This is a genomic window from Streptacidiphilus sp. ASG 303 (assembly GCF_020991365.1).
Classification (GTDB): Bacteria; Actinomycetota; Actinomycetes; order Streptomycetales; family Streptomycetaceae; genus Peterkaempfera.
The window spans coordinates 350,211-371,839 of record NZ_JAJLRA010000001.1; the positions used below are offsets into that span (position 1 = coordinate 350,211).

The 21,629-nt window shown below is 77.8% G+C and carries 21 protein-coding genes; 12 read left to right on the forward strand and 9 right to left on the reverse strand.

Annotated features, from left to right (window positions below; translation table 11 throughout):
* The first annotated feature begins 198 nt into the window (after window positions 1-198).
* Window positions 199-1,830, forward strand: a complete 1,632-nt coding sequence (locus LO771_RS01575; protein ID WP_230647927.1) for an FAD-dependent monooxygenase — start codon at window positions 199-201, stop codon at window positions 1,828-1,830.
* A 154-nt stretch (window positions 1,831-1,984) separates the two neighbouring features.
* Here LO771_RS01575 and LO771_RS01580 read toward each other — a convergent pair whose 3' ends face one another.
* A complete protein-coding gene (locus LO771_RS01580; RefSeq protein WP_230647532.1) occupies window positions 1,985-2,614 on the reverse strand; it encodes a TetR family transcriptional regulator in 630 nt (209 codons plus the stop codon).
* Window positions 2,615-2,731: 117 nt separating this feature from the next.
* Between LO771_RS01580 and LO771_RS01585 the strand changes: the two genes are divergently transcribed.
* From LO771_RS01585 to LO771_RS01615, 7 genes are all read left to right on the forward strand, one after another.
* Window positions 2,732-2,890 (forward strand): hypothetical protein, encoded by a 159-nt coding sequence (locus LO771_RS01585; RefSeq protein WP_230647534.1) that lies wholly within the window; start codon window positions 2,732-2,734, stop codon window positions 2,888-2,890.
* 29 nt (window positions 2,891-2,919) lie between these two features.
* Complete coding sequence (locus tag LO771_RS01590) at window positions 2,920-3,246, forward strand: hypothetical protein (protein ID WP_230647536.1); 327 nt, start codon at window positions 2,920-2,922, stop codon at window positions 3,244-3,246.
* A gap of 116 nt (window positions 3,247-3,362) precedes the next feature.
* The gene (locus LO771_RS01595) at window positions 3,363-3,602 is read left to right on the forward strand and encodes a DUF6296 family protein (protein ID WP_230647538.1); all 240 of its coding nucleotides are present in this window, start codon (window positions 3,363-3,365) and stop codon (window positions 3,600-3,602) included.
* Between the two features lie 806 nt (window positions 3,603-4,408).
* A complete protein-coding gene (gene paaK / locus LO771_RS01600) occupies window positions 4,409-5,746 on the forward strand; it encodes a phenylacetate--CoA ligase PaaK (RefSeq protein ID WP_230647540.1) in 1,338 nt (445 codons plus the stop codon).
* Between the two features lie 328 nt (window positions 5,747-6,074).
* Window positions 6,075-6,533, forward strand: a complete 459-nt coding sequence (locus LO771_RS01605) for an SPW repeat protein (RefSeq protein WP_230647928.1) — start codon at window positions 6,075-6,077, stop codon at window positions 6,531-6,533.
* Between the two features lie 206 nt (window positions 6,534-6,739).
* Window positions 6,740-7,537, forward strand: a complete 798-nt coding sequence (locus LO771_RS01610) for an exodeoxyribonuclease III (RefSeq protein ID WP_230647542.1) — start codon at window positions 6,740-6,742, stop codon at window positions 7,535-7,537.
* A gap of 160 nt (window positions 7,538-7,697) precedes the next feature.
* Window positions 7,698-8,900, forward strand: a complete 1,203-nt coding sequence (locus tag LO771_RS01615) for an aromatic acid exporter family protein (protein WP_230647544.1) — start codon at window positions 7,698-7,700, stop codon at window positions 8,898-8,900.
* 161 nt (window positions 8,901-9,061) lie between these two features.
* Here the strand turns inward: LO771_RS01615 and LO771_RS31205 are convergent, their stop codons facing one another.
* The 4 genes from LO771_RS31205 to LO771_RS01635 all read right to left on the reverse strand — a co-directional run bounded on the left by LO771_RS31205 (window position 9,062) and on the right by LO771_RS01635 (window position 11,858).
* Entirely contained in the window at window positions 9,062-9,613 is a 552-nt protein-coding gene (locus tag LO771_RS31205) for a hypothetical protein (RefSeq protein ID WP_308188805.1), read from the reverse strand.
* 226 nt (window positions 9,614-9,839) lie between these two features.
* On the reverse strand, window positions 9,840-10,730 hold the full coding sequence (locus LO771_RS01625) for a universal stress protein (protein WP_230647546.1): 891 nt from the start codon (window positions 10,728-10,730) through the stop codon (window positions 9,840-9,842).
* 207 nt (window positions 10,731-10,937) lie between these two features.
* A complete protein-coding gene (locus tag LO771_RS01630) occupies window positions 10,938-11,483 on the reverse strand; it encodes a GNAT family N-acetyltransferase (RefSeq protein ID WP_230647548.1) in 546 nt (181 codons plus the stop codon).
* Window positions 11,484-11,516: 33 nt separating this feature from the next.
* A complete protein-coding gene (locus LO771_RS01635; protein ID WP_230647929.1) occupies window positions 11,517-11,858 on the reverse strand; it encodes an ankyrin repeat domain-containing protein in 342 nt (113 codons plus the stop codon).
* A gap of 316 nt (window positions 11,859-12,174) precedes the next feature.
* On the opposite strand from LO771_RS01635, the gene LO771_RS01640 reads away from it, so the two are divergent.
* Window positions 12,175-12,369, forward strand: a complete 195-nt coding sequence (locus tag LO771_RS01640) for a hypothetical protein (protein ID WP_230647550.1) — start codon at window positions 12,175-12,177, stop codon at window positions 12,367-12,369.
* Window positions 12,370-12,562: 193 nt separating this feature from the next.
* Window positions 12,563-14,107, forward strand: a complete 1,545-nt coding sequence (locus LO771_RS01645; RefSeq protein ID WP_230647552.1) for a hypothetical protein — start codon at window positions 12,563-12,565, stop codon at window positions 14,105-14,107.
* A 365-nt stretch (window positions 14,108-14,472) separates the two neighbouring features.
* Here the strand turns inward: LO771_RS01645 and LO771_RS01650 are convergent, their stop codons facing one another.
* Window positions 14,473-15,999 carry a PLP-dependent aminotransferase family protein gene (locus tag LO771_RS01650; protein WP_230647553.1) on the reverse strand — a complete coding sequence of 509 codons (1,527 nt, stop codon included), beginning with the start codon at window positions 15,997-15,999 and terminating at the stop codon, window positions 14,473-14,475.
* 125 nt (window positions 16,000-16,124) lie between these two features.
* On the opposite strand from LO771_RS01650, the gene LO771_RS01655 reads away from it, so the two are divergent.
* Window positions 16,125-16,817: a YitT family protein gene (locus tag LO771_RS01655; RefSeq protein ID WP_230647555.1), complete on the forward strand. Its 693-nt coding sequence runs from the start codon at window positions 16,125-16,127 to the stop codon at window positions 16,815-16,817.
* Between the two features lie 316 nt (window positions 16,818-17,133).
* Window positions 17,134-17,508 carry an RNA polymerase-binding protein RbpA gene (locus LO771_RS01660; RefSeq protein ID WP_055585521.1) on the forward strand — a complete coding sequence of 125 codons (375 nt, stop codon included), beginning with the start codon at window positions 17,134-17,136 and terminating at the stop codon, window positions 17,506-17,508.
* A 197-nt stretch (window positions 17,509-17,705) separates the two neighbouring features.
* Here LO771_RS01660 and fxsA read toward each other — a convergent pair whose 3' ends face one another.
* The 3 genes from fxsA to lnt all read right to left on the reverse strand — a co-directional run bounded on the left by fxsA (window position 17,706) and on the right by lnt (window position 21,309).
* Entirely contained in the window at window positions 17,706-18,320 is a 615-nt protein-coding gene (fxsA, locus tag LO771_RS01665; protein WP_230647557.1) for an FxsA family membrane protein, read from the reverse strand.
* A 168-nt stretch (window positions 18,321-18,488) separates the two neighbouring features.
* Complete coding sequence (locus LO771_RS01670; protein ID WP_230647559.1) at window positions 18,489-19,328, reverse strand: polyprenol monophosphomannose synthase; 840 nt, start codon at window positions 19,326-19,328, stop codon at window positions 18,489-18,491.
* A 172-nt stretch (window positions 19,329-19,500) separates the two neighbouring features.
* On the reverse strand, window positions 19,501-21,309 hold the full coding sequence (gene lnt / locus LO771_RS01675) for an apolipoprotein N-acyltransferase (protein ID WP_374228045.1): 1,809 nt from the start codon (window positions 21,307-21,309) through the stop codon (window positions 19,501-19,503).
* Between the last annotated feature and the right edge of the window lie 320 nt (window positions 21,310-21,629).

Here is a 21,629-nt window from a genome sequence, read left to right on the forward strand (position 1 = left end):
CGGTTCGTGGCGCGGCCCGAGTTCGATGGTCACCCCGCGTCGCGGATGCGGCACGTCCACGGTCCATATGGGCGAACACCGTGACCGACCGTCGGGAAACGGGCATGGAGAAGGCCAGGCGCCGCCGACGGCGGCGGTGCGTTCCGGGCCCGGCGGCGCCGCGGTTCCCCGGACATCCGCACGCGCGCTGGAGAGATGATGAAGGCAAAGGTCGACGAAGAGGTTCCCGTCCTGGTCGTGGGGGGCTCCCTGGTGGGGCTGTCCGCGTCCCTCTTCCTGGGGCGGCTGGGGGTGCGGCACCTGTTGGTGGAGCGGCACGCCGGCACCTCGGTGCACCCCCGCGGACGCGGCAACAACGTCCGCACGATGGAGCTGCTCCGCACGGCGGGCGTCGAGCCGGCGGTCCGCGAGGCGGCTTCCGTCCTGGAGGAGAACCACGGCATCCTCCAGGCGGGCACGCTGACCGGCGGTCCGGAGGAGTGGCTGTTCCGGGAGATCGACCCGGGCGGCGGCCTGGCCCGCTTCTCCCCCAGCCGCTGGTGCCTGTGCAGCCAGAACGACGTGGAGCCGGTGCTGCTGCGCCGCGCCCGCGAGCTCGGCGGCGACCTGCGCTTCTCCACCGAGCTGACCGGCTTCGAGCAGGACCCCGAAGGGGTGACGGCGGAGCTGCTCGACCGGGCGACCGGGGAGCGCCGCACGGTGCGGGCCCGGTACCTGGTGGCGGCGGACGGCCCGCGCAGCCCCGTGCGCGAGCGGCTCGGCATCGGGCACGAGGGGCCCGGCGACCTCTTCCACAACGTGTCGGTGACCTTCCGCGCCAAGCGGATGGCGGACGCGGTCGCCGGACGGCACTTCATCGTCTGCTACCTGACGGACCCGGAGGGCGAGGGGGCGCTGCTGCCGGTCGACAACGAGGCCGAGTGGGTGTTCCACCTCCCCTGGCACCCGGAGCGGGGCGAGACGCTGGAGGCCTTCACCGACGAGCGGGTCGTGCGGCACATCCGGGCGGCGGCGGGCATCCCCGACATGGAGGTGGAGATCACCGGCCGGGCGCCCTGGCACGCGGCCGAGCGGGTGGCCGAGCGGTACTCCGAGGGGCGGGTCTTCCTGGCCGGCGACTCGGCCCACGAGATGTCACCGACGGGCGCGTTCGGCTCCAACACGGGCATCCAGGACGCCCACAACCTGGCGTGGAAGCTGGCCGCCGTGCTGGACGGCTGGGCCGGTCCGGGACTGCTGGACAGCTACGGGGCCGAGCGGCGGCCGGTGGCGCGGGCCACCGCCGCCCGGGCCTCGGCGCGGTCGGCCGAGCACCAGCACCCCGGGTACGACGTGAACCCGAGCGCCGGGGGCCGGCGCGCCAACGTGCTGAGCGTGGTGCTGGGCTACCGGTACACCGAGGGCGCGCTCGCGGGCGCGGACCCGGCGGCGCCGGTGCTGCCGGAGCGGTTCGCGCCGACCGGCGAGCCGGGCACCCGGGCGCCGCACCTGTGGTGCCACCGGTACGGGACCCGGGTGTCCCTGCTGGACCTGTTCGAGCGGTCGATGGTGCTGCTCAGCGGGCCGCAGGGGCAGGCGTGGCACGAGGCCGGGGAGCGGGCGGCCGAGGCCGCCGGGGTGCCGCTGGACCGGTACCGGGTGGGCGGCGGCGCCGAGCACGACCTGGCGCCGGAGCCGGGCGCGGACTGGGCGGAGCTGTACGGGACGGGGCCGGACGGCGCGGTGCTGGTGCGGCCGGACGGGTTCGTGGCCTGGCGGGCGCCGTCGGCGGCGGCCGACCCCGGGCGGGAGCTGGGGGCGGCGCTCCGCTCGGTGCTCGCGCTGGGCTGAGCGGGTGGCGGCGGGCCGCCGTCCGGGCCGGGGGTCCGGGCGGCGGCCCGCCGCACGTGCGGGCGGGGCCGGACGCGTCCGGGCGGACGGGCGGGCGCGGGTGCGGACGGCGGCGGCGGGGGCGGAGCGGCGGGAGACGGGGGGTGAGGGTCCGTCAGGCCTCCAGCCAGTGGCGGCGGCCGAGGCTGATCAGCCGCAGGCGGCGGCGGGCGGTGTCGGCGACGAGCTCCTCGGCGGCGCGGTCGCCCGGCGGGACCTCCAGCAGGGCGGCGGCGGTGGCCACCATGAGGTCGACGAAGAGGTCGGCGAGCATCCGGACGTCGGCCTCGGCCCAGCCGGCGGACTCCGGCTGGGCGGCGAGGTCGGCGGCGAGCTCGTCGGAGAAGAGGCGGAAGCCGACGGCGACGGCCTCCCGGACGGCCCGCACCCCGCCGTACCGCTCCCGCGCCAGGAAGCGGAAGTGGGCGCGGTGCAGGCCCACGTAGCGGACGGTGACCTCCACGGACCGCCGGATGACCTCGTCCGTCCCCGCCTGCTCGGCGCGGGTGGCGCGCAGCATGGCGTGGAGGCTGCCGAACGCCTCCTCCACCAGGGCGGCGCCGAGCTCCTCGACGCTGGGGAAGTGCCGGTAGAAGGCGGCCGGCGACATGCCCGCCTCGCGGGTGACCTCGCGCAGGCCGAGGCCGCTGAGGCCCTGGTGCTCCAGCAGCCGCAGCGCGGCGCCCATCAGGGCGCGGCGGGTCTGCTCCTTGCGGGCCTGTCTGACCCCCGGGGTGTGGCCCATCTCATGCGGTGAACGACTGTTTGCCCATGGGGCCGAGTGTACGCTGGAAACTCGGTGAACAAGTGTTGTCCGAATTCCCCACCGGACCGTCAGGCCGTCTCACGGGAAAGGCCTCCCATGACCCTCCTCGCCGTCCTCGTCGTCCTCACCGGCCTGCTGATCGGCGCCGCCGGCTACGCCACCACCCCCGTCGTCCTGATCGCGGGGGCCCTGATCGGGGTGTGGCTCGCCGTCTTCGCGGCACGGGAGCGCGCCGCCCGCAGGCGCCACCGGTGAACCGCCTCCAGATCCAGGAAGGCCGAACGATGGAAGACCTCGCCCACCGCCCCGCCCCCTCCCCCGCGGACGCCCCGCCTGCGGCCCCCTCCCCGGCGGCCCCCTCCCCCGGCGCCCGGCGCCGCGACGCGGACGGCGCCGCCGTCGCCTCCTTCGTCCTGGGACTGCTCGGACTCTTCTTCTTCAACCTGGTGCTCGGCCCCTTCGCCGTGGCCCTGGCGGCCGCGGCCCTGCTGCGCGGAACCGCCCGGCGCGGCCGGGCCCTGCTCGGCCTGGCGCTCGGCGTGGCCGACCTGGCGGTCCTGGCCGTCCTGGTGGCCGCGCACGGCGGCGTCTCCTGGGGTTTCGGCGCCTGAGCCCCCTCCGGGGGAGCCGGATCCCGGCCCGCGGAAAGCGGTGCGGGTCCGCGGCGCGATGCAGGGTATGAGCACTTCGTCCGATTCTGTCCCGACAGTCCCGAGGAGGAGGCGCCGTGGAGACCGAACGCTATGAGTTGATCTTCCAGCACGCCGGACCGGGCGAGGACCCGTCGGAGGACGACATCGTGGTGGTCCACCGCACGAGCTCCACCGGACCGGGCGGCCATCCGGTGTACTCCGACGACACGGGGATCGTCCTGGCCGAGATCAGCGGCGGCGGCGAGGTGCGGATGCTCGCGTCCGGCGGCCACCAGGCGCTGCGGCGGCCCACGGCGACCCGCCAGCTGAGCTGACCGCCCCGGGCCGGGCCCCTCGGCGGGGCCCGGCCCGACGCGCGCCGGGCCACGCCCGACCGGGCGCGTCGGTCAGGCGCGCACGGGCCCCTTTTCGCCCGTCGGCGGGCGGGGAGGGGACCCGGCGCGGTCCACCGCGGGGCGGAGGACCGGCCTCGTCCCGGGCCGCAGCCGGCCGCCTGCGGCGCGGCGCCGCGACCGGGGGCGCCTCCCGGACGGGGTCCGGGGGCGCGCCGTGCGCCGGGCGGGGACGGCAAGGCCCGGCCCGGGGCCCGCGGGGCCGCGCATACGCCCCCTCGCGCGAACAGGCGGGCGGCACGGTCGAACCGCAGGGGCGCACGAACCGTCTACCCGTGCACACCGAACTTCGGCACCGCCGTCCCCCCGGCCCCCACCGGCCGACGGGACGGCGGCCGCTTCCCCACCGAAGGAGGGAGGCGCCGCCCGGACCGGGGGCGGCGCCGTGCACCCGATGACCTGCCCCAACTGCGGTTCGATGATGCGCCAGGGCCCCACGGGCGGATGGGCCTGCGGCAACTGCGGGACCGTCCGCCTCTGCCCCGCGGACCCGCCCGCCGCGACCCCGGCCGCCGCCCCGTCGCGGCGGCCCCCGCCCTGGAGCGGGGGCGCCGCCGCCCACCCGGCGCACTGACGCGCCCGGCCTCCCCGGCCGGGGACGCGGCACCCCTTGACAGGGGCCGCCGATGCTGGATTACTCGACCGCATCAACCGACCTACCATTCGGTCGGTGCGGAATCCGGCCCGGCGGACGGCGGCGGAGCCGCCCGGACCGGGAAGGACCCACGGTGAGCGGTGCCCCCACGGCCGCGTCCCCCCGCCGGCTCGGCCGGGCCCCCGAACGGGCGCTGCTGGACGCGGGCGAACGGCTGTCCCCGGAGGAGCTGGCCGCCCTCCAGCTGGACCGCCTCCGATGGACGCTGCGGCACGCCTACACGAACGTGCCGCACTACCGGCGCGCCTTCGACGCGGCGGGCGTGCACCCCGAGGACTGCCGCAGTCCGGCCGACCTCGCCCGCTTCCCCTTCACCACCAAGGCCGACCTGCGCGACTCGTACCCCTTCGGCATGTTCGCCGTGCCGATGGCCGACGTGCGCCGCGTCCACGCCTCCAGCGGCACCACCGGCCGCCCCACCGTCGTCGGCTACACCGAGCGCGACCTCTCCACCTGGGCCGACGTCGTCGCCCGCTCGCTGCGGGCGGCCGGCGTCCGCCCGGGGCACAAGGTGCACGTCGCCTACGGGTACGGCCTGTTCACCGGCGGCCTGGGCGCCCACTACGGCGCCGAGCGCCTGGGCTGCACCGTCATCCCCGCCTCCGGCGGGATGACCGCCCGCCAGGTGCAGATCATCCGGGACTTCGAGCCCGAGGTCGTCATGGTGACCCCCTCGTACATGCTGACCCTGCTCGACGAGTTCGAGCGGCAGGGCGTGGACCCCCGCTCCACCTCGCTGCGGATCGGCGTCTTCGGGGCGGAGCCGTGGACCGAGGAGATGCGCCGCGAGATCGAGGAGCGCATGGACCTCCACGCCGTCGACATCTACGGCCTCTCCGAGGTCATGGGGCCGGGCGTGGCGAGCGAGTGCGTGGAGACCAAGGACGGGCTCCACGTCTGGGAGGACCACTTCTACCCGGAGGTCGTGGACCCCGTCACCGACGAGGTGCTGCCCGAGGGGAGCAGCGGCGAGCTGGTGTTCACCTCCCTCACCAAGGAGGCGATGCCGGTCGTCCGGTACCGCACCCGCGACCTCACCCGGCTGCTGCCCGGCACCGCCCGCGCCTTCCGCCGGATCGAGCGGGTGACCGGCCGCTGCGACGACATGGTCATCCTGCGCGGGGTGAACCTCTTCCCCACCCAGATCGAGGAGATCGTGCTGCGCACCCCGGGCGTGGCGCCGCACTTCCAGCTCCACCTGACCCGCGAGGGCAGGATGGACCGGCTGACCGTGCGGGCCGAGGCCCGGCCCGGCACCGGGCCGGAGCAGCGCGCGGCCGCCGCCGCGGCCATCGCCCGGCAGGTCAAGGACGGGGTGGGGGTGACCGTGGAGGTGGCCGTGGTGGAGCCGGAGTCGCTGGAGCGGTCGGTCGGCAAGATCCGCCGGATCGTCGACGACCGCGGCCGCTGACCCGGCGGGCGGCCGGTGCGGGACGGGCGGGCAGGCGGGCCGCCGTTCCGCACGGGCGGCGGCCGGGCCCGGAAGGCGGCCGGCAGGTGCGGGACGGGCGGGTGGGCGCGGGGCGGACACCGGACCGGGACCTATGGCCCACCCGGTCGGACCGATCGCCGCCCAATCGAGACCAAAGCCTTATTCATCCGCAAAACAGACAGGCATACGCTTTCAGCATGACGGGGGCGCAGCCGTGCGGCTCCGGGGGCTCCCGGGACGGCGGCACGCCCGCACGACCCTTTGTCTTCCCCCTCAGGAGGTGGTCGTGGTGTCCTCCCCGTCGAGCATGGAGCACCACCCGGACATCATGGAGATGCGCGCCCGGTACGAGCAGGCGGCGAGCACGCCGCGCGCCCAGGGGATCGAGGCCCTCGGCCTGGTCACAGGCCTGTACCTGGCGCTCTCGCCGTGGATCACGGGCTTCAACGGCCTCACCACGCTGACCGTCTGCAACCTGGTCGCCGGCATCGCCTACGCCCTGCTGATGTGCGGCTTCGGGCCCGCCTTCGAGCGCACCCACGGCATGGCGTGGGGCGCCGCGCTGATCGGCGTCTGGACGATCATCTCCCCGTGGGTGGTGTCGGGCAACGTCGACACCACCAAGACGATCGTGAACAACGTCGTCACGGGCGCGGTGGCCCTGCTGCTCGCCCTGGCCTCGGGCGTCCTGGCCGGCGGGCGCCGGGGCTCCGGCCGCGCCGGGTCGATGCGCCACCGGCCCGCCCACCCGGAGACCCGGGTCTGAGAGAGGGGGCGCATGCGCACCGGGTGCCCCGGCCGCGGAAGCGGCGGCCGGGGCACCGGGCTGCCGGAGGGCCGGCCGTCCGGGGGCGTGCGGCCGTTCCCGGGGGGCGCGCCCGCAGGCCGGGCGCGCCCTGCGGCCGGGCCGCGCGGGGTGCGCCCGGCCGCGGCGGTTCGCCCGGGCCGTCCCGCGCCGGATAGCCTGCGGCGGTGACCGTCGTCTCCACCGTCAACGTCAACGGCCTGCGCGCCGCCGCGGGCAAGGGTTTCACCGAGTGGCTGGCCGCCACCGAGGCGGACGTCGTCTGCCTCCAGGAGGTCCGCGCCGAACCCGGCCAGCTGCCGGCCGCCGTCCGCGAGCCCGAGGGCTGGCACACGCTGTGGGCGCCCTCCTCCGCCAAGGGGCGGGCTGGCGTCGCGCTGCTCTCCCGGCAGGAGCCGGAGCGGCGGCGGACCGGCTTCGGCTCCGCCGAGTTCGACGCCTCGGGCCGCTACGCCGAGATCGACCTGCCCGGGCTGACCGTCGCCAGCCTCTACCTGCCCTCGGGCGAGGTCGGCACCGAGCGCCAGGAGGAGAAGGAGCGCTTCATGGCGGAGTTCCTGGTCCACCTGGTCGACCTGCGGGCGAAGGCGGAGGCGGACGGCCGCGAGGTCCTGGTGGCCGGCGACTGGAACATCGCCCACCGGGAGGCCGACCTGAAGAACTGGCGGGCCAACCAGAAGTCCTCCGGCTTCCTCCCCGAGGAGCGCGCCTGGCTGACCCGGGTGTTCGACGAGGCCGGGTACGTGGACACGGTCCGCCGCCTGCACCCCGACACGCCCGGGCCGTACTCGTGGTGGTCCTACCGGGGCAGGGCCTTCGACAACGACGCGGGCTGGCGCATCGACTACCAGGTCGCCACCCCGGGACTGGCGGCGCGGGCGCTCTCCGCACGGGTCGAGCGCGCCGCCGTGCACGGCGAGCGCTGGTCGGACCACGCCCCGGTGACCGTCGTCTACGCGGACTGACCTGCTGCGGGGATGCGCCCGTGCACCCCTGCGCCCGTGCACCGGCGGGCGTGCAGCGGGGCGCGGGGCGTGTACCGGGGGGCGCGGCGGGAATGAGTACCGCCGACGCCGGCAGGCCGCGTCCCCCCGAACCCCCCGGAACCGACGGAGACAGGTCCAGGTGCCCGAAGTCCCCGAGCGCATGACGCACGTCCTGCGGCGGCGCAACGACCCGGTGGTCGTGCAGACCTTCCGCTCCACGGTGGCGGCGGTGCTGGCCTACGTGGCGGCGCTGCGCCTGACCAGCGACCCGGCCCCGCTGCTGGCCCCGCTCACCGCCCTGCTGGTCGTCCAGGTCACCCTGTACGCGACGCTGACCAACGGCATGCGCCGGGTGGTCAGCGTGGTCGCGGGCGTGCTGATCGCGGTGGCGTTCAGCGAGCTGGTGGGCCTGACCTGGTGGAGCCTGGGGCTGCTGATCCTGGCGTCGCTGGTGCTGGGCCGGGTGCTGCGGGTCGAGGAGTACGTCCCCGAGGTCGCGATCAGCGGCATGCTCGTGCTGGGCGTGACGCACGTGACCGAGACCGCCTACGTCCGGGTGGCGGAGACCGTGATCGGCGCGGTGGTCGGCACCGTGCTGAACCTCGTCCTCGCGCCGCCCGTCTTCGTGCAGCCCGCGAGCGCCGCCATCGAGGACCTGGCCGGGCGCATGCACAGGCTCCTCACCGACATCAGCTGCCGGACCGCGCAGGTGAACCGGCAGGAGGCGGTGGGGTGGCTGCACGAGGCCCGGCGGCTGGACCAGGACATCGTCCGGATCGACGGGGAGCTGTCCCGGGCCGAGGAGAGCACCCGCCTCAACCCGCGGGTCCGGCAGGGCGAACTGGCCCGGCTGGTCCTGCGCAGCGGGCTGGACACCCTGGAGATCTGCGCGGTGGTGCTGCGGACCCTGTGCCGGTCGCTGGCCGACCTGGCGATCGAGAGGGAGGGCGAGGAGGGCGGCGTCTACCCGGACGAGGTGGCCGCCCCGCTCTGCGAGCTGCTGAACGACGTGGCACGGGCCGTCGACGGCTTCGGGCGGCTCATCACGGCCCAGGTGTCGGCCAGCGCCGAGCGGGCCGAGGAGGAGCTGGCGCAGGCCCTGCTGGACGGGCGGGCGGCCCGGGAGCGGATCGCCCGGCTGCTGGTGGAGGAGATGCGGCGGCGGCCGGACCGGTGGCAGCTGCAGGGCGCGCTGCTGGCCAACATCGACCGGCTGCTGGACGAGCTGGACGTCGAGCGGCGGTCGCAGATGCTGGCGGAGTCGCTCGACCGGTACCAGGAGCGGCGCCGGGAGCGGCGGCAGCAGCCGCAGGCGCTCTGGCACCGCATCCGCGGGGCCTGACCCGGGCGGCCCGGGGTTCCCGGCCCGGGGAGCCCGGGGCGGAGGCACGGTGGTCCCCCGGACCGGCGGCGGCCGGGGCCCGGGGTCCGCGCCCGCCCGGGGGCTCCGGCCTCTGCGGCGCGGGTGCGGAGGCCGCCCGGGCGGCCTCCGCACCCCCCGCGTCACTCCGCGCGGCGGAGGGCCTCCGTGGCACGGGTGCCGGAGTCGGCCGCCGCGCCGGACCACCGCGCGCCGATCGCCGAGGATCCGGTCGTGGAGGAGCCGATCGTGGAGGAGCCACCCGCCGACCCGGCCGGCAGTCCGGCCGAAGCCCCGCTCGGGGAACCGGACGGCGCACCGATCGCCGTGGCGGCGGAGGAGGCGTGCCGGGCCGTGGAGGAGGCGGCCTGCGCCGCCGCACCGGACGCCGCCGGGTCGGGGGCCGCCGCACCGGCCTGCTCGATGGCCTGGCGGGCCTGCTCCACGGGCGAGCGCACGGGGAGCGCGGCGGGGGCGGACGCCATGCGCTCCTTCGGGGAGGGCGGGCCGGGGCGGGCGCTCAGGAGGCGGCCGGCAGCCTCGTCCAGGGTGACCGGGCGCTGGAGCTGGACGGCGAGCCGCCCCGCCTCCTCGCCCAGGGCGGCGACGTCCTCCCAGCGGAGGTGGACCACGAGCCTGACTTCGGCGCCGCCCTCGGGGAGGGCCAGCAGGGACGCGCTGCTCTGGTCGGTCATGGGCGGTCCTCACGGTCGTGGGGGCACACCGCCTCCGGCGGGGAGGCGGTGCCGGGCACGACGGGTCATACGGACGGCGGCCCCGGGCGGTTCACCCCGGAACGGCGTACGGCCCACGGCCCGCGGGCGGCGGGCCGCGGGCCGCGGGCCGCGCACATCGGGCCCGGCCCGGCCCGGCCTGGCCTGCGGCCTGCGGGCGGCGGGCGGCGGGCGGCGGGCGGCGGCCTCAGCCGACCGGGACGACCGCCACCGGGCAGTGCGCGTGGTGCAGGACGGCGTGGACCACGCTGCCCAGGTGCTGCCCCAGGCGGCCGACGCGCGCCCGGCGGGGGGCTCCGACGACGAGCAGGGAGGCGTGGGCGGACGCCTCGACGAGGGCGGCGGCGGCCGTCCCGCTCACCACGTCGGCGGCGACCCTGCCTCCCGGGAGATCCTCCGGGAGCCCCTCACGGGCGGCCGCGACGGTGCGGTGCAGCAGCCGGGCGTGCTCCCGCTCCTCCTCGTCGAGGCTGTCGACCATGGGCACCATGTGACCGGCGTCGGACACCGCCGACCAGGCGTGCAGCGCGCGGACGGGCGCACCGCGGCGCACCGCGGCCTCCAGGGCGAACCGGACGACGGGCACGTCCTCCTCGCCCAGCACGCCCACCAGGACGCCCAGCCCCTCACCGGGCTGCGACGGGGCGTGCACCACGACGACCGGGCACTCGGCGTGGGCGGCCACCCGCAGGCTGACCGAGCCGAGCAGCAGCGAGGCGAAGCCGCCCCGGCCGCGGGAGCCGACCACGGCCAGGGTGTGCGGGCCGGACGCGTCCAGGATCGCTGCGGCGGGGTCGGCGGCGGTGACGGCGGCGGCGGCGTCGAGCCCCGGGTGGGCGGAGGCCACCTGCGCCGCCGCCTCGGCCAGCAGGTCGCGGCCGGCCTGCATGATCAGCTCGGTGGCGCCGGCCGAGGCCCGGCAGGAGAGGGTGGCCGTCCCGGTGTCGACGGCGTGCACCATGCGCAGCGGGCAGCCGAGGCGCTCCGCCTCGGTCGCGGCCCACTCCAGGGCCGGACCCGACTCCGGCAGTGCGTCGACGCCGACCACGACCTCGTGGATCTGCTGGCTGCTGTCCATCTCGGACTCCTCGCCGGTGGCGGCCGCCCTTCGGCGCCCCGGCCTCCAGGATGGCCCGGCCGGGGCGGGCCTGCGGCCGGGCCCGGCCGCCCGGGTGACGCGTGACCGGCGCGCCGGGCCCGCGCCGGGCGCGGTCGGACGGCGCGCGGGCGGGGCGGGGCCCGGGTCGGGCAGGGCAGGACGGGCCCGGGTCGGACGGGGCGCGGGTCAGACCGGGCTGGCGTCCCGTTCCCCCGGCCGCGGCGCGGCGGCCGGTCCGGGGACGGCGGCGGGGCCGGCCGGGTCCAGGTGCTTGCCCATGCAGATGCTGCTCGGCTCGTCGCGGTACAGGCCGAACTTGGTGATCGGCGCGTAGCCCTCGGCGGTGTAGAGGGCGACCGCCTCGGGCTGCTCGGTGCCCGTCTCCAGGACCATCCGGGAGCGGCCCGCCGCGACGGCGGCCGCCTCCAGGTGGCGCAGCAGGGCCCGGGCCAGCCCGCGGCCGCGGGCGCCGGGGACGACGTACATGCGCTTGAGCTCCGCGTCGCCGTCGCACAGGCCGTACGGGTCGGCGTCCCTGGCCCGCCAGCCTCCGCAGGCCACGGGGGCGCCGCCGAGGTAGGCGACGGCGAAGAGGCCGCCCGGCAGGTCGAACTGGCGGGGGTCGACGGGTGTGTCGTCCGCGCCGCCGTACCGGGCGACGTACTCCTGCTGGACCTCGGCGACCAGCCGGACGGCGTCCGGGTGGTCGTAGCCCACCGTGCGTATCTCCACGGCGGGCAAGCCTACCCGGCGGCCGGACGGGCCTCAGGGGCGGTCGAGCAGCGCCACCAGGGCGTCCTTGCCGAACATGCGGGCGGCGTCCAGGGCGGAGGGCCGCCCGGCGCGGGGGTCGGCGCCCGCACCGACCAGGGCGCGGACGACCTCGTCCTCGCCCTTGAAGACCGCGCCGGCGAGGGGGGTCTGGCCGCGGTCGTTGGGGCGGTCGGGGTCGGCGCCGCGCTCCAGGAGGGCGCGGACGGCGGGGGCGTGGCCGTGGTAGGCGGCGAGCATCAGCAGGGTGTCGCCGCGGTCGTTGCAGAGGTCGGCGGGCACGCCGGCGTCGACGTAGGCGGCGAGGGCCGCGGCGTCGCCGGTCCTGGCCATCATGAAGATCCTCCCGGCCAGGGCGACGACCTCCGGGTCGGGCTCCGGGTCGGGTTCCGGGTCGGGTTCCGGGTCGGGCTCCCGGGCGGGATCCGGTTCGGGGGCGGGTCCGGGCGGGGTGGTCGGCTCGGTCATCGGGGTCCCTTCCGGCGGCGGGGCGGTACGGGCGGGGGTCCGGGACACGGTTCCCGTGCGGCGGCGGTCACTCTCCGCACAACCACCCGTTTGCCGCTTTCCTCATCTATTACTTTTTGTCACGATGAGGGCACATTCCGTAGCTCCCTCGCGGAATGCTGTCCCCCTCTCGAGGAGCACCCCCATGATCCTCTCGTTTTCCGGCGTCGTCTTCCTCGGCGTGATCGTCTTCCTCCTCTCCCGGAAATGCGGACTGAAGCTCGCCCACGCCCTGGTCTGCGCCCTGTTCGGGTTCTACCTGGCGAGTACAGCCATCGCGCCCAGCATCCACGCCGGAAGCCAGAGCGTGGCCGGCCTGCTCGGCGGCCTCAAGTTCTGACCCGGAGCTCCGGCTCCACCCTTCGAGAAGGCCCGGGCGCGGCCCCCACCGCCCCGGGCCTCCTTCCGTCCGCCGCCCGCCGCACGCCCCCGCCCCGCCCGTCCCCCGATCTCCGCGTCCGCACCTCCGCCCTCCGCCCTCCGCCCCTCCGCCTTCCGTCCGCAACCGCCGCTGCACCGCTCGGGGAGAGCCGATGTCCCTCAACCGCACCCTCGTCCGCGGCCGCGACCTGGCGCGCACCGCCGGGGACCACGCCGCCGACGTGCTCGGACCGCTGATGCTGGTCGTCCGCGGGCTCCGCCACCACGCCGCCTGGGCGCGCGCCTGGTGGCAGCGCACCCCCGGCGACCGCCGCGGCCCCGCGCTGCTGCTCGTCGCCGCGGTGGCCGCGTCCCTGGCCGTCCTCCCCTACGGGCTGGTGCTGGCCGGGGCCTGCCTCCTCGCGAGCGCCGCGTGGGCGGGCCGCGACCGGGCCCCGGCCGCGGCTCCGGCGCCCGACCCGGTCCAGCTCAAGCTGCAGGCCGTGTACGCGGCGCTCACGCCCTACCTGGCGCGGCCCGAGGACCCCAAGCCGCTCTACGTGCACGACGGCGACCACCGGGCCGCCTTCCCCGCGTGGGAGTTCGACGCCGACGGGCGCCTCGCCCTCCTGGACCTCGTCTACCCGGCGTACTTCCCGGACAGCGAGGCCGCCGCGCGGGCGCGCGTCGAGCAGGTGCTGCAGGGGAAGGCGGGCCGCACCCGCGAGTACCGCTTCCACTGGGACGAGGAGGGCAACCGGCTGCGCATGGAGGCGCTCCCGGCGCTGCCCGACGACATCGCGGTGCAGCGCTTCGTGGCCGGGCCGGGCGAGCTCGTCCTCGGCGTCACCGACCCCGGGGACAGCGACCGCACCATCCCCCTGGACCGCAGCGGCGGCCGGGACCACCAGCCCCCCGTGGTGTGGCGCACCGCGGCGCGGTCGGCCGACGCGCACCTGCTGGCCCTCGGCACCCCCCGCTCCGGCACCTCCACGCTGCTCCGCGGCCTCGCCCTCCAGGCGCTGCCGCACGGCGACGTCGTGCTCGTCGACGGTGCGGGCACCGGCGAGTACGGCTGCCTGGCGGGACGGCCCGGGGTGCGGCGCGTGGAGACCGGCGTGCAGGGCGCGGTCGCCGCGCTCCAGTGGGCGGCGGGCGAGACCACCCGGCGGCTCGCGGCGCTCGACCGCGCGCGGCTGGTCGGCTCGGCCCCGCCGCGGCACGCCACCCGGCCGCTCTGGATCCTGGTGGACCACCCCGTCGAGCTGAGCGAACTGGCGCACGCCGAGGGCCGTCCCGACCCGCAGGACCTGCTGGAGGTGCCGCTGCGGCAGGGCCGCGCGGCGCGGGTGTCCGTGGTGGTGGCCGAGCACCTCGCCTCGCTGGAGCGGATCCGGCCCGTGGTCCGGGCCTCCGCGCGGGCGCGGGTGGTGCTGGGCGCCCCGACGCCGGAGCAGGCGGAGGCCGCCCTGGGCGCGCCGCTGGACATCGCCCCGGCGGCCCGGATGCCCGCCGGGCGCGGCTACGCGCGGCTCGGCGGCGCGGCCCCGGTGCGGCTGCAGGTGCCCGCCGCGCCCGACCCGCTGGACGAGGACGTGCCCGCCGACCGGCGGGACGCGGTGACCGCCCTGCTGCCCCGCGTGGAGCCCCGCGGCGAGGCGCCCGCCCCGGCGGCCAGCCTGGTCAAGTCCCCGGTCCGGCCCGGCCCGGCGTCCTGAGCGGGCCTCCCCCGCCCCGGACACGGCCTCCCGCGGGGGCCCGGCCCATCGCGGCCGGGCCTCCGCGGCGCGCCGCGGGCCCGCGGGCCGGGGCGGCGGCGCCAGCGGCAGCGGGGCGGCAGGAGGACCGGGCGGGCGTCGGCTGCCGCGTGCCGGTCCGCCGGACGGGGACAGCGACCGCGGCACCCCGGACCCGCGGCCCGGACCCGCGACCCGGACCCGGCCTCTCGGGTAGGGGGCGCTCCGGCGCCGGGCCGCCGGGCCGCTCTCCGGCGGCGCCCGGGCCCGGGGGCGGGCGGACCGGCGGCCGTCCCGTACCGGCCTCCGTCGGGGCGGAGGCCGGCGTGCGCCGCGCGCCGCGCGGATCAGGCGACGAAGACCTCCCCGGGCCGGTCGGCCCCGGCACCCGCCGCCACCGCGTCGGCGGCGCGGGAGAGGCGGCGGACGGCCTCGCGTACCGTGTCCCCGCCGACGGTGAGCGGCAGGCGGAGGTAGTGCTCGAAGGCGCCGTCGAGGCCGAAGCGCGGACCTGCGGCCACCCGGACGCCGTGCCGGTCGCCCTCGGCCGCCAGCGCCGCCCCGGAGAGGCCCGCCGTGCGGACCCAGAGCGTGAGGCCGCCCGGCGGCAGGTCGAAGGACCACTCGGGCCGCTCGTCCCGCAGGGCGGCGGCGAAGGCGTCGCGGTGGGCGCGCAGGCGCAGGCGGCGCTCGGCCAGGGCCGCGTCCCAGCCGCCGTCGCGGAGCAGCCGGGCCACGGCCAGCTGCTCCAGGACGGGTGAGCCCAGGTCGGCGTAGGCGCGGTCCGCCACCAGGCGGCGGACGACGGCGGGGGCCGCCCGCACCCAGCCGATGCGCAGCCCGGCCCACACCGCCTTGCTGGCCGAGCCGACGGTCACCACCGTGCCGCCGGGGTCGTGGGCGGCCAGCGGCCGCGGCCGGGGGGCCGCGCCGCCGCCCCTGCCGCTGCCCTCGCCGTCGCCGTCGCCGTCGACGTCGGGGAAGGAGAGCTCGGCCATGGTCTCGTCCGCGACCAGGACGGTGCCCGCCGCCCGCGCCGCGGCGGCGAGGGCGGCGCGCTGGTCGTCGGGGACGAGCGTCCCGGTGGGGTTGTGGAAGTCGGGGATGACGTACGCGGCGCGCGGGGCCGCGTCGCGCAGCACCCGCCGCCACTCCCCCGGGTCCCACCCGGAGAGGGCCTCCCCCAGGGCGACCGGGACGAGCCGCAGGCCGTCGCGGCGCAGCATCTGCAGCACGTTCGCGTAGCTGGGCGCCTCCACGGCGACCCGGTCGCCGGAGCGGGCCAGCAGCCGCCGGACGGCGTCGAGGGCGCCCATCGCGCCGGTGGTCACCATGACCTGCTCGGGCGTGGTGGGCAGGCCGCGCGCGGTGAAGCGGTCGGCGAGGGCCTCCCGGAGGACCGGCAGGCCGGCCGGGTGGTCGCCGTGGGTGCGGGTGTGCGCGGGGAGGTCCTGGAGGGCCGCGGTGAAGGCGGCGGTGAGCCAGGGCTCGGGGGCGGGCAGGGCGGCGCACCCCAGGTCGAGGACGGCTCCGGCGCGGTCCGGGGGCAGGGGTGCGAGGGCTCCGGTGGGCACCGGGTGGCCGTCGGGGAGGACCGTCCAGCTGCCCGAGCCGCGGCGGCTCGCCAGGTAGCCCCAGTCGCGCAGCTGCTGGTAGCCGGCGGCCACGGTGGTGCGGCTGACGCCGAGGGCGGCGGCGAGCTCCCGCTCGGCGGGCAGCCGCACCCCGACGCCGAGGCGCCCCTCCAGGAGGAGCAGCCGGACGGAGGCGGCGAGGCCGCGGTAGGCCGGGGTGCGGTCCGCCGGGGGGAAGCCCGCGCCGCCGAGGAGCCGGGCGAGCCGGGCCGCGCCCAGGGCGGTCGTCCACGCGTGCATGCGGATCGGTCCACTTCCTTCGGATTGGCCGTGGATGTGCAGGCCGGTTGCGGGCCAGAGTGGCACGGACGGGTCCACCGGCGCCACCGGCGCCGACCGCGTCCGCGCAAGGGAGCAGAGGGGCCATGCACGCACGACGTCTCACGCAGCTGTACACCGGACTGGTGCTGTACGGGGCCAGCTCCGGCCTGCTCGTGCGGACCGGCCTGGGGCTGGACCCCTGGGACGTCTTCCACCAGGGGGTCGCGCTCCGCACGGGCTGGACGATCGGCACGGTCTCCTGCGTGGTCGGAGCGGCCGTGCTGCTGCTCTGGATCCCGCTGCGGCAGCGGCCGGGCCTGGGCACGGTCAGCAACGTGGTCGTGGTGGGCACCTCCATGGACGCGACGCTGTGGGCGGTGCCCGCCCCCGGCCCGCTGCCCCTGCGGGTGCTGCTCCTGGCGGCGGCCGTCCTGCTCAACGGGGCCGCGACCGGCCTGTACATCGGGGCCGGGTACGGGCCGGGCCCGCGCGACGGGCTGATGACGGGGCTGCACCGGCGGACCGGGCGCTCGGTCCGGCTGGTGCGGACCGGCATCGAGGTGGCGGTGCTGGCGGCGGGCTGGCTGCTGGGCGGCACGGTGGGCGTGGGGACGGTGGTGTACGCCCTGGCGATCGGGCCGGCGGCGCAGGTCTTCCTGCGGTGGTTCTCGCGGCCCGCGGCAGGGGCCGTGCGGACCGGCGGGGCGCCTGCGGCGGCGGACCCGGCCGCACCGGCGGCGGACCCGGCGGCCGTGGCCCCGGCGACGGCGGCCCCGGCGGCGGAGGGCGCGTACTGAGCGGGGGCCGCGGACGGACCGGGGCACGGACCGGGGGCATGGGCGGGGCCGGGGCGGGCAGGCGCGAAGTGTACGCCGACGGCGGCTGTCGGGATCGGTCACTGCGTGCAAAATCGTGAAAACCCAGGGTGACATCGCACGCCAGATGTGACAAAAGGGGCGCGGATGGGTACAACGGGGGCGGCACGACGGACGACGCGCGTCTGGGGACGGGAATCTTCGACAGCGGCCGAGCGTTGACCGGAACGACGAAGACAGCGACCACCTAGACAGCGACCACCAGTCCTGTGGGCCACAAGCCCGGGAGGCACGATTCATGAGTGAGCGAGCTCTCCGCGGCACGCGACTCGGGGCCACCAGCTACGAGACCGACCGCGGCATCGATCTGGCCCCGCGCCAGACCGTGGAGTACGCATGTCAGAACGGACACCGCTTCGAGGTCCCGTTCTCCGTGGAGGCCGAGATCCCGCCCGTGTGGGAGTGCCGCTTCTGCGGTACGGAGGCCCTCCTTCTCGACGGGGACGAGCCGGAGGAGAAGAAGGTGAAGCCGGCGCGCACCCATTGGGACATGCTGATGGAGCGCCGCACCAGGGAGGAGCTGGAGGAGGTGCTGGCCGAGCGCCTGGCCGTGCTCCGCTCCGGCGGGATGAACCTGGCCGTCCACCCGCGGGACAACCGCAAGAGCGCCTGAGACGACCGTCTCCCCCGGTGAGCGGCGGGGAGGCGAAGGCCCTGGCGCCGGCAGAGCGATCTGCCGGCGCCAGGGCCTTCGTCGTGCCGGGACCCCCGCGGCCCGCCGTGGCGCGCCCCCGTCCGGGACGGACCGGGGGCGGACCGGGGGGACCCGGCCCGCCCCGCCTCCCGCACCCGCGCGTCAGGCGTCAGGCGTCAGCGCGGCGGCTGCTCCGGCGGCAGGATCCGGACGGTGCGCGGCGGACGGGCGTCGTCCCGGGACGCGCCGCCGGGGCCGCCGTCGCGGTCCACGACCTCGCCCGGGACGACCCTGCCCCCGGGCCGGTGGACCCGCAGCTGCTCCTGCAGCCGCAGCGCCTCGGCCAGCGGGTCGCCGGCCCGGCCGCGGCGGACCGCCGCACGGGCCAGACGGACCGGGACGCGGCGCAGCAGCGCCCTGGTCGGCGGGAAGAGGCAGGCGAGGCCGAGCAGGTCGGAGAGGAAGCCGGGCAGGATCAGCAGCACGCCGCCGGTGATCGTGAGGGCGGTGTGGGACTCCCCCGCCTCGGGCTCGCGGCCCTGCTCCACGGAGCGGGCCGCGGAGCGCAGGGCGCGCAGGCCGGCGCGTTTGACGGTCCAGCCCCCGACGAGGGCACCCGCCAGGAACAGCGCCGCCACCGCGAGGCCGCCGAGGACCGAGGCGACCTCCAGGGCCAGCCAGATCTCCAGGACCAGCCAGGCCGCGACGGCGAGCGGCAGCAGGGTGCGCAGCCGTCCGCCGCGCCCCGCCGGGGCGGCGGAGGCGCGGGCGGTCGGACGGGGGTCGGTCACGGCGGGTTCCACTCCTCGCTCCGCGGGCGCCCCCGGGCGGGACGCCGGCCTGCCGGGCCGCCCCGCCTCCCGGGTGCCGGGGGCGGGGCGCTCGGCCCTGCGGGGGGTGCGGACCGGGCCGGCCGGCCGTGCCCGGCGGCGGTGCCGCCGCGGTCGCCGTGCCGGGCGTCAGCGGACGGTGCCGCCCGCCCCCGCCTTCGACTCAACGTCCGGGGCGACGGGGGTGTTCCGGTCGGCCGGCCGCGGGGCGGGCAGCCTGCCGAGGCGGTTCTGCACGCCCCAGGCGGTGACGCGCATCAGCGCCTCGACGACGATGCCGCGGCTCATCTTGCTGGCGCCGAGCTCCCGCTCGACGAAGGTGATCGGGACCTCGACCACCCGGAAGCCGGCGCGGACGGCGCGCCAGGCGAGGTCGACCTGGAAGCAGTAGCCCTGCGAGGCGACCTCGTCCATGCCGAGGCCGAGGAGCGTCCCCTTGCGGAAGGCGCGGTAGCCGCCGGTGATGTCGCGGAGCTGCGCGCCGAGCATGAGGCGCGAGTAGAGGCTGCCGCCGCGGGAGAGGAACTCGCGGTGCTTGGGCCAGTTGACGACGCTGCCGCCGGGCACCCAGCGGGAGCCCAGCACCAGGTCGGCGCCGCGCAGCGCGGTCAGCAGCCGGGGCAGCTGCTCCGGCTGGTGGGAGCCGTCGGCGTCCATCTCGACCAGCACGTCGTAGCCGTTGTCGAGACCCCAGCGGAACCCGGCCAGGTAGGCGGCGCCCAGGCCCTCCTTGCCCTTGCGGTGCATCACGTGGAGGTGGTCGTCGTCGGCGGCGAGCCCGTCGGCGATCTCCCCGGTGCCGTCGGGGCTGTTGTCGTCCGCGACGAGGATGTGCGCCTCGGGCACCGCGGCGCGGACGCGGGCGGTGATGCGGGTGACGTTCTCGGCCTCGTTGTAGGTCGGAATGATGACCAGGATTTTGCCGAGTTCGGCGAAGTCATGGGGCTCTTCGACGTGCTTGTCGGTCACGGACCGGCCTTTCTCTCCCTTGCGGCGGGCGGTGTGGTGCGGCGGAGGCGTCCCCGCGGCGGTGCGGGGACGGGGCGTGCGAGGCAGGCGCGGACGCGCCGCGTCCCCGCCGGCCTGTCGGCCCCCCGGTGCCGTCCCCCCTGTTCGGCTGCACTCCCGCGCGGTGCACCCGTCAGTCGCCGGCGGTCCCGACGGTCGGCGGGACAGGCCCGGTACCGCGGCGGGACCTGGTCCGCAGGACGGCCGCCGCGCAGGAGGACAGCCCAACAATAGCGACCGCCCACTCGGGCCAGGCACCGAGACGGTCGGCGGGTGTCGTTCCGTCGCGCAGGGGGACCGCCGCCGTCAGCCGGGCCGCGGTCAGCTCGGCCGTGCGCTGCCGGACCGTGCCGTCCGGCCCGACCACCGCGCTGATCCCGCTGGTCGCGGCGATCAGCACGGCGCGGCCGTGCTCGACCGCGCGCAGCCGCGACATGGCCAGCTGCTGCTCGGGCTGGCCGCTGCGGGCGTAGGTGGCGTTGTTGGTCTGGACGACCAGCACCCGGCCGCCGGCGTCGACGGCGTCGCGGACGATCCCGTCGTAGGCGATCTCGAAGCAGATCACGTCGCCGACGCGGACCTTCCCCACCTGGAGGACGCCCGTGGTGGTGCCGGGGTAGAAGTCGCGGGCCACCCGGTCGAGCCGGGTGACGACCTTGGACAGCAGGGAGCGGAACGGCACGTACTCGCCGAACGGCACCGGGTGCTGCTTGGTGTACGAGGCGCCGGGGCCGGTGGCCGGGTCCCAGACGATGCCCTCGTTGCGGACGTGCTGCCGGTCCGGGCCGTCGACGAGGGTGCCGACCAGCACGGGCACGCCGACCGCCTTCACCGCGCGGTCGACGGCGGCGTACGCCTCGGGGTTGCGGAAGGGGTCGAGGTCGGAGGAGTTCTCCGGCCAGATCACGGCGTCGGGGCGGGGGCTGCGGCCGGCGGCGACGTCCGCGGCGAGGCGCTCGGTGGCGCTCACGTGGTTGTTGAGCACCGCCATCGGGCGGCCCAGGAAGTCCATGCCGGGGTGGGGCACGTTGCCCTGGACGACGGCGACCTCCGCGGTGTCGTCCGGCGCGGTGGGGACGGGGACGGGGACGGCCTGGCCGGCGAGGGCCGCGGCGACGGCGGCGACGGCCGGTACGGCGGCGAGCCGCAGCGTCCGCCGGGGGGCGGGCGGGGCGTCGGGGGCCGCGGGGGCGTCGGGGAGGGGCGGGACCGGGAGGCGGCGGCGCAGCGCCGCCGGTGCGTGCCGCAGCAGGGGCAGGGCGGCCGCGGCCAGCAGGGCGCCGGTCAGCGCGACGGCGAAGGTGACCAGGGGCGCGCCCCCCAGCGCGGCGAGCGGCGTGTACGGGGTCGCCGTGTTGGCGAACGCCAGCCTGCCCCAGGGGAAGCCGCCGAGCGGCAGGCGGTCGCGGGCCCACTCCTGGGCGACCCAGAGGCAGGCCGTCCACAGCGGCCACGCCCGCAGCCGGGAGGTGACGGCCAGGCCGGCGCCCATGGCGGCCAGGAAGAGCGCCTCGACCAGCGAGAGCGCGATCCAGGCGTCGGAGCCGATCACCCGCAGCCAGTCGAGCAGCCAGAGCAGGAAGGGCACGCCGAAGGCGAAGCCCGTCCAGGCGCCCTGCCGGGCCGTGCGGCCGCGGGTGAGCAGCGAGAGGCCGGCGACGGCGGCCACCGACAGCGGCCACAGGTCGTACGGCGGGAAGGCGGCGGCCAGCATCAGGCCGAAGAGCGCCGCGGCGGCGGTGCGGGGCAGTCCGCGCCGCAGCCGCTCGCGGCGTGGCGGGCGGCCGTCGGCCCGGGCCGGTGCGGGGGCGGCCGGCGTGCCGCCGGGCGGCTCGGGGGCGGCGGCACCGGTCTGCGGCGCGGCCGTCGGGTCGGCGGGGGCCGGGCGGCCGTCGGGCGGGCCGGGGACGGGGTCCGCCGCGTCGGTCTGCCCGCGGAGCACGGGGTCTACGGGCACTGCCACGCGCGCCGCCTCTCTGGTCGGTGGTTCCGTGCGCGCGCCGTCCGGACGGGTGACGCGACGTGCGACGACGGTACAACGCGCGACGGGGAGGGCCGGATCAGGGGACCGGGTCGGGAGGGGCGGGAGCGGCCGGGTCCGGGGCGCGGGCGGCAGGACGAGCCGGGGCGCGGGGGGTGCCGGGGCGCGGGCGGCAGGACGAGCCGGGGCGCGGGGGGTGCCGGGGCGCGGTCCGGGCATCCCGGCGGGGGCCGGGCGCGGGAGGGGTGGCCGAGGGGGGCGCGGGTGCGGCGGACCGGGGA

Coding starts and splice junctions, on each gene's coding strand:
- LO771_RS01590 (WP_230647536.1), top strand. CDS start 2,920: ATGGAAGACCTCGCCCACCGCCCCGCCCCCTCCCCCGCGGACGCCCCG.
- LO771_RS01640 (WP_230647550.1), top strand. CDS start 12,175: ATGATCCTCTCGTTTTCCGGCGTCGTCTTCCTCGGCGTGATCGTCTTC.
- LO771_RS01575 (WP_230647927.1), top strand. CDS start 199: ATGAAGGCAAAGGTCGACGAAGAGGTTCCCGTCCTGGTCGTGGGGGGC.
- LO771_RS01655 (WP_230647555.1), top strand. CDS start 16,125: ATGCACGCACGACGTCTCACGCAGCTGTACACCGGACTGGTGCTGTAC.
- LO771_RS31205 (WP_308188805.1), bottom strand. CDS start 9,613: ATGACCGACCAGAGCAGCGCGTCCCTGCTGGCCCTCCCCGAGGGCGGC.
- LO771_RS01585 (WP_230647534.1), top strand. CDS start 2,732: ATGACCCTCCTCGCCGTCCTCGTCGTCCTCACCGGCCTGCTGATCGGC.
- LO771_RS01650 (WP_230647553.1), bottom strand. CDS start 15,999: ATGCACGCGTGGACGACCGCCCTGGGCGCGGCCCGGCTCGCCCGGCTC.
- LO771_RS01605 (WP_230647928.1), top strand. CDS start 6,075: ATGGAGCACCACCCGGACATCATGGAGATGCGCGCCCGGTACGAGCAG.
- LO771_RS01625 (WP_230647546.1), bottom strand. CDS start 10,730: ATGGACAGCAGCCAGCAGATCCACGAGGTCGTGGTCGGCGTCGACGCA.
- LO771_RS01635 (WP_230647929.1), bottom strand. CDS start 11,858: ATGATGGCCAGGACCGGCGACGCCGCGGCCCTCGCCGCCTACGTCGAC.
- LO771_RS01580 (WP_230647532.1), bottom strand. CDS start 2,614: ATGGGCCACACCCCGGGGGTCAGACAGGCCCGCAAGGAGCAGACCCGC.
- LO771_RS01660 (WP_055585521.1), top strand. CDS start 17,134: ATGAGTGAGCGAGCTCTCCGCGGCACGCGACTCGGGGCCACCAGCTAC.
- LO771_RS01645 (WP_230647552.1), top strand. CDS start 12,563: ATGTCCCTCAACCGCACCCTCGTCCGCGGCCGCGACCTGGCGCGCACC.